The sequence below is a fragment of the Microbacterium sp. Bi128 genome, assembly GCF_918698205.1.
The window spans coordinates 1-4569 of sequence record NZ_CAKKMM010000340.1 but is presented as its reverse complement, the minus strand read 5'-3'; the positions used below and the strand labels follow the sequence as shown (position 1 = coordinate 4569).

Sequence of the window (4569 nt, the reverse complement as noted above, 5' to 3'; positions counted from 1 at the left end):
GCTGGAACTCATCGGCACCCGCGGACGGTTGCCCACCACACTCAAGCCCTTCATCTGGATGCACAGCGGCGTCCTGGTCCAGGGATTTGCGGACAGTGCCGACGTTGACCTGCCGCTGCCCTGCACGTTCGACTTCGACGTCGCAGCGGCAAAATACCTGAACTCCCTGCGGGACGGGACGGTCCCGCTGGAGTTCCTCTTCTCCGGGACGGTCTTCACGCGCGGCGCGGCGGGCTTCGGCGTCGAGCAGATTCCCTGGGACCGGGAAACCCGGTACGCCCTGCCCGTGGCGGCCTGGCGCTCGCTGATGGACGCATTCTTCCCGAACCAGGGATGGATCCGCCTGGACCGCGACGTCCTCGCGGCCCTGGCCAGGTACAAGGCGGTCCACGGCTTGATTTCCTGGGAGGCCGCTATCGAGGGGCTGCTGGCCGGGGCGGGCGACCCGGTGCCGTGAACACCGGACTCAGCCTGGCCCGCGCCGTCGCCGACGCCGTCCTCTACGAGGGATACCTCCTGTACCCCTACCGCGCCTCGTCCGCCAAGAACCAGGCCCGCTGGCAGTTCGGCGTGCTCGGGCCGCCGGGCGCGGCTGAATCCGGTGCCGGCGAAGCGCCGGACATGGCAGCGGATTGCCTCCTCGAGCCGGGACCCGCGGCCCGGGTCGACGTGCACCTGCGCTTCCTGCACCTCCAGAGACGGTCCGCCGAACGCGCGGATGACGGCGGATTCACGCCCGTCGACGAACTCACCGTCGGCGCCTCCCGGTGGCTTAGCTGGGACGAGGCAACGGATCAGGAGATCACCCTCGGGCCGTACAGCCTCGGCCAGCTTGCCGCCGGCGTGTCCGCGCCGGTGAACGTGCCGGCGAACGAGGACATCGAGCCCGTGCTGGATTCCGCCGGCGCCATTGCCGGCCGGCTTGTGCGCCGGCGGCGGGAGCTTCGTGGCGAGGTGCGCCTGCTGGCGGCGCAAGTGGTGGCGCCGGGGCAGGCCGCCGGAGCAGATGCCGCGGCCGCGGCAGCGGCGGGGCCGGCCCACGGGCCGCTGTGGCGGCTCAGGGTCACGGTGGAGAACGCGGCGGCAGCGGCCACCGACACGCGTTCCGCCATCGAGTACTCGTTCATCGGAGCCCATGTCCTGCTCGCCGTCCACGATGCCGATTTCCTGTCGGTGATCGATCCGCCGGGATGGGCAGCGGCGGCGGCGGCGTCGTGCAGGCAGCACCGCTGCTGGCCCGTGCTCGCCGGCCCCGAGGGGCAGCGCGATGTCCTGCTCCTGTCCCCGATCATCCTCTATGACCATCCGGCGGTGGCACCGGAAAGCACCGTGGAACTGTTCGACGCGACGGAGATCGATGAAATCCTGACCTTGCGGGTGCTCACCCTGACCGATGCGGAAAAGGCGGAGGCCCGGTCAACCGATGCCCGGGCCGCGGCGATCATCGAACGCTGCGAAAACATGACGGCAGAGGAGCTCCAGCAGTTGCACGGCATCCTGCGGAACCCGCACGCCGGTGCGCCCCTCGGACCCGGGAGCATCGGAGGCGACGGCTTCCCCGGCCCCGCGGTCCCGGCCTATCCGGAGTTCTCAGTTCCGGAATTCTCGGTTCCGGGCGCCTCCGACGCGGACACCGGCACGCCGTGGTGGGATCCGGCCCGGGACGCCGCCGTGGATCCGGGATCGGACACCGTCTTCATCGACGGCGTCCCGATCTCACGCGGCAGCAGGGTGCGGGTTGTCCCGCTGCGCCGCGCCGACGCCCAGGACCTCTTCTTCGCCGGCAAGTCGGGGCGTGTCACCGGAGTCCACTTCGACGTCGACGGCGGAACGCACGTCGCGGTGGTCCTCGAGGCCGACCCCGCCGCCGAACTGCAGGAGTGGTACGGACGGTATCTGTATTTCGCCCCCGAGGAACTCGTGCCGCTCACCGCGGCGCCGGCCCCGGACAACGGAAAGGAACCATCACCATGAAAGCTCTGGGCATCATGACAGTCGTGCTCTTGCTGGCCGCGGGCCTGGCAGCAGCCGTCGTCGGCCTGCGTTCAATTCCGGACATCAAGCGCTACGTGCGAATGCGGAGCATGTGAGGCCCGGTGTGAGCGGGGTCCTCGTGGCGGGCGTGGGGAACGTGTTCCTTCGCGACGACGGATTTGGGCCGGCCGTCGCCCGCCGGCTGGCCGAGGAGGTGTCCGGCCTGCCCGGCTGGGCGCCGGAGGAGGTCCAGGTGCGGGACTACGGGATCCGCGGGCTGCACCTCGCCTACGATCTCCTGGACGGGGTGGATGCGCTGGTGCTCGTGGATGTGCTCCCGGCCCCGGCGGACGGGAGCGCAGGCGCGGGAACGCTTCGGATCCTGAAGATCCGGGTGGAGGACCTGGAAAGCGGCGGTCCGCTGACGCCGGCCGGCCTGCGGGCCAATCCGGCCTTCGATCCGCATGGCATGGACCCGCTGGCTGTCCTCCGCCGTCTGCGTGTTTTGGGCGGATCGCTGCCGGAGACCTACCTGGTCGGCTGCATCGCGGGGCGAACGGACGAGGGCATGGGACTGTCCGAGGACGTGTCCCGCGCCGTTCCGGCAGCCGTGGAAGCAGTCCGCACCCTGGTCACAGCCCGCATCACGAACGCAGACGCAGCGCCCGCGAGCGCGGCTCCGGATGAAACAGGCTGAGGAGGAACCACGGATGTGTCTGGGAATACCGGGCCGGATCATCGAAGTGATCGACGGCTACAACGGGCAACTCGCCCTCGTTGATGTGGCCGGAGTGGAGCGCAAAATCAACATTGGCCTCCTCGATGACGGCCCCGTGGAGAGCGGCACGTGGGTCCTGATCCACATGGGCTTCGCCCTGGAACGCGTGGACCAGGAAGGCGCCGACCGTGCGATGACGGGACTTGAGCTCATGGGACGGGGCCCGGACCCCACCGACACGGTCCCGTAGCCTTCACTCCCCCACTGAAGGAACTCTCCCACTGAAGGAACTCCCCCACTGAAGGATCTGAAGGCGCCGCTATTCGAGGGCGATCGCCGCGCCGCGGTGCTCCACGCCGGAATTCGCGATCTTGAGGTGGCGCGCAAAGTAGTGCTGGAGCCGGTGGAGCTGGGCGGCCGAGAGCCGGTCGCACACCCAGTCCCAGTGGAGGGACACCATGTCCCCGGGCATGAGGTCAGCGATGAAGCCGGACCCGGCCACGGCGTACTTGGCCGTCTCGATCACCGGTTCCCCCAGCGACAGCGCCATCCCGTCCCACGCCAGGGGCCGCGAGCGCACGAGGGCGCTGTCCGCTTCGACGGCCACCACCTCGCCCCACCGGATGCGGCATTGGTCAAGGACATTCAGGGCCGTGGATGAGCGCCTGTCATCGCGCAAGAGTCCCGTCCACGGATAGATTTCCAGGACGTGGAAGCTGTGATGCGGGACGCCGCCGGCCAGGACCCCTTCCATCAGATGCGGGAACTGATGCCCGGTCCGTGCGCGGAACCGGTCCTCCATGGAATTGCCGATGCTGCGCACACCCACGGAGTCCAGCAGCGTGTTTCCCACCCAGTAGGCCTCCACCACCGCGTAGTCCAGCGGGTCTGGGTTGCCGGTGGCACCTGCGATGAGCTCCAGGTACGGCCAGGCGCCGGCGAACCCCTTCGCAAGTTCGCGCAGGCCCGCGTCGGTCACCCCGGACTGGCCATAGTGCAGCAGCGCGTCGCTGTCAGGCGGCCCGCAGCTGCCCCGCGAATTCGGCGGATACGCGTAGCGGACAAACAGTTGGGCGCCGTTGATTTCCATCCCGTGGCCTCATTTCACAGGGGATATCAGCGAGGCTAGCACCGGCGCCCATCGGCGAACAATGCCCGTCGTGACCGGCATTGACACCCCTGCGCATTCGGCGGATGCTGTGAGGAAATGCCGCACCGGGACCATTGCTGTGGCCGGCGCGGAGCGAAAGGCCGTTGCGCGCGGTCCTTCCCGGGAGGTAGGCCGATGAGCATCCCCGAAGCCAACCGACGATCTGTACTGGCAGCGGCCCTCTACGGCGGAGGGGCGCTGTTCCTCGCTTCCTGCGCCGCGGCCGGCACGGCGCCACAGTCGTCGCCGCAGTCAACGCCCCCGGCAGGGGCTGCCGGTACTGCGCCCCCGGGTTCCGCCTCCGGCCCGGCGGGGATCCAGGTGACGGACCAGCGCGGGACGGTCCTGAGTTTCGACCGCCCGGTCACCCGGGTGGTGACCATTCCCATGCCCGCCGCCTCCCTGCTGGCCGCCGTCGACCAGGGCGCCGGCCATCTGGCCGGGATGCACAACGCCTCATGGGTCGCCATGCGCGACGGCGCCATGGGCACCATGTACCCGGAGGCCCTGAACATCCCGCACGACATCGCCACGACCGACTTCACGCCCAATGTCGAAAGCATCCGGGCGCTGAACCCCGACGTCGTGGTCCAGTGGAGCGATGCGCAACTGACGGCACCCCTGGAACAGGCCGGGATGAAGGTCCTGGGCATCACGAACACCGGCACGCAGCAGGACGTGGACACGTGGACCGCGCTTTTCGCAACGATGCTGGGCCGGCCGGACC

6 protein-coding genes and 1 pseudogene are annotated in these 4569 nt (G+C 69.4%); 6 read left to right on the top strand and 1 reads right to left on the bottom strand.

The features are described from left to right. The 5 genes from LQV45_RS18550 to LQV45_RS18535 all read left to right on the top strand — a co-directional run. On the top strand, window positions 1-457 hold a 457-nt coding region (locus tag LQV45_RS18550; protein WP_230008286.1), incomplete at its 5' end, for a DUF6084 family protein. After that, a complete protein-coding gene (locus LQV45_RS18545; RefSeq protein WP_230008285.1) occupies window positions 454-1974 on the top strand; it encodes a hypothetical protein in 1521 nt (506 codons plus the stop codon). The genes LQV45_RS18550 and LQV45_RS18545, both read left to right, overlap by 4 nt. Beyond that, window positions 1971-2090 carry a hypothetical protein gene (locus tag LQV45_RS35900; protein ID WP_018772298.1) on the top strand — a complete coding sequence of 40 codons (120 nt, stop codon included), beginning with the start codon at window positions 1971-1973 and terminating at the stop codon, window positions 2088-2090. The genes LQV45_RS18545 and LQV45_RS35900 overlap by 4 nt, the downstream gene beginning before the upstream one ends. An 8-nt stretch (window positions 2091-2098) precedes the next feature. Next, window positions 2099-2671 (top strand): hydrogenase maturation protease, encoded by a 573-nt coding sequence (locus LQV45_RS18540; RefSeq protein ID WP_230008284.1) that lies wholly within the window; start codon window positions 2099-2101, stop codon window positions 2669-2671. A gap of 13 nt (window positions 2672-2684) precedes the next feature. Further along, window positions 2685-2942 carry a HypC/HybG/HupF family hydrogenase formation chaperone gene (locus LQV45_RS18535; protein ID WP_230008283.1) on the top strand — a complete coding sequence of 86 codons (258 nt, stop codon included), beginning with the start codon at window positions 2685-2687 and terminating at the stop codon, window positions 2940-2942. A gap of 69 nt (window positions 2943-3011) precedes the next feature. Here the strand turns inward: LQV45_RS18535 and LQV45_RS18530 are convergent, their stop codons facing one another. Next, on the bottom strand, window positions 3012-3782 hold the full coding sequence (locus LQV45_RS18530; RefSeq protein ID WP_230008282.1) for a DUF6390 family protein: 771 nt from the start codon (window positions 3780-3782) through the stop codon (window positions 3012-3014). Between the two features lie 195 nt (window positions 3783-3977). Between LQV45_RS18530 and LQV45_RS18525 the strand changes: the two are divergent. Beyond that, window positions 3978-4569: pseudogene (locus tag LQV45_RS18525) on the top strand (ABC transporter substrate-binding protein); the annotation flags it as partial.

Bases quoted from the DNA above. Each gene is read 5' to 3' on its own strand.
- LQV45_RS35900 (WP_018772298.1), top strand. From the start codon at position 1,971: ATGAAAGCTCTGGGCATCATGACAGTCGTGCTCTTGCTGGCCGCGGGC.
- LQV45_RS18535 (WP_230008283.1), top strand. From the start codon at position 2,685: ATGTGTCTGGGAATACCGGGCCGGATCATCGAAGTGATCGACGGCTAC.
- LQV45_RS18530 (WP_230008282.1), bottom strand. From the start codon at position 3,782: ATGGAAATCAACGGCGCCCAACTGTTTGTCCGCTACGCGTATCCGCCG.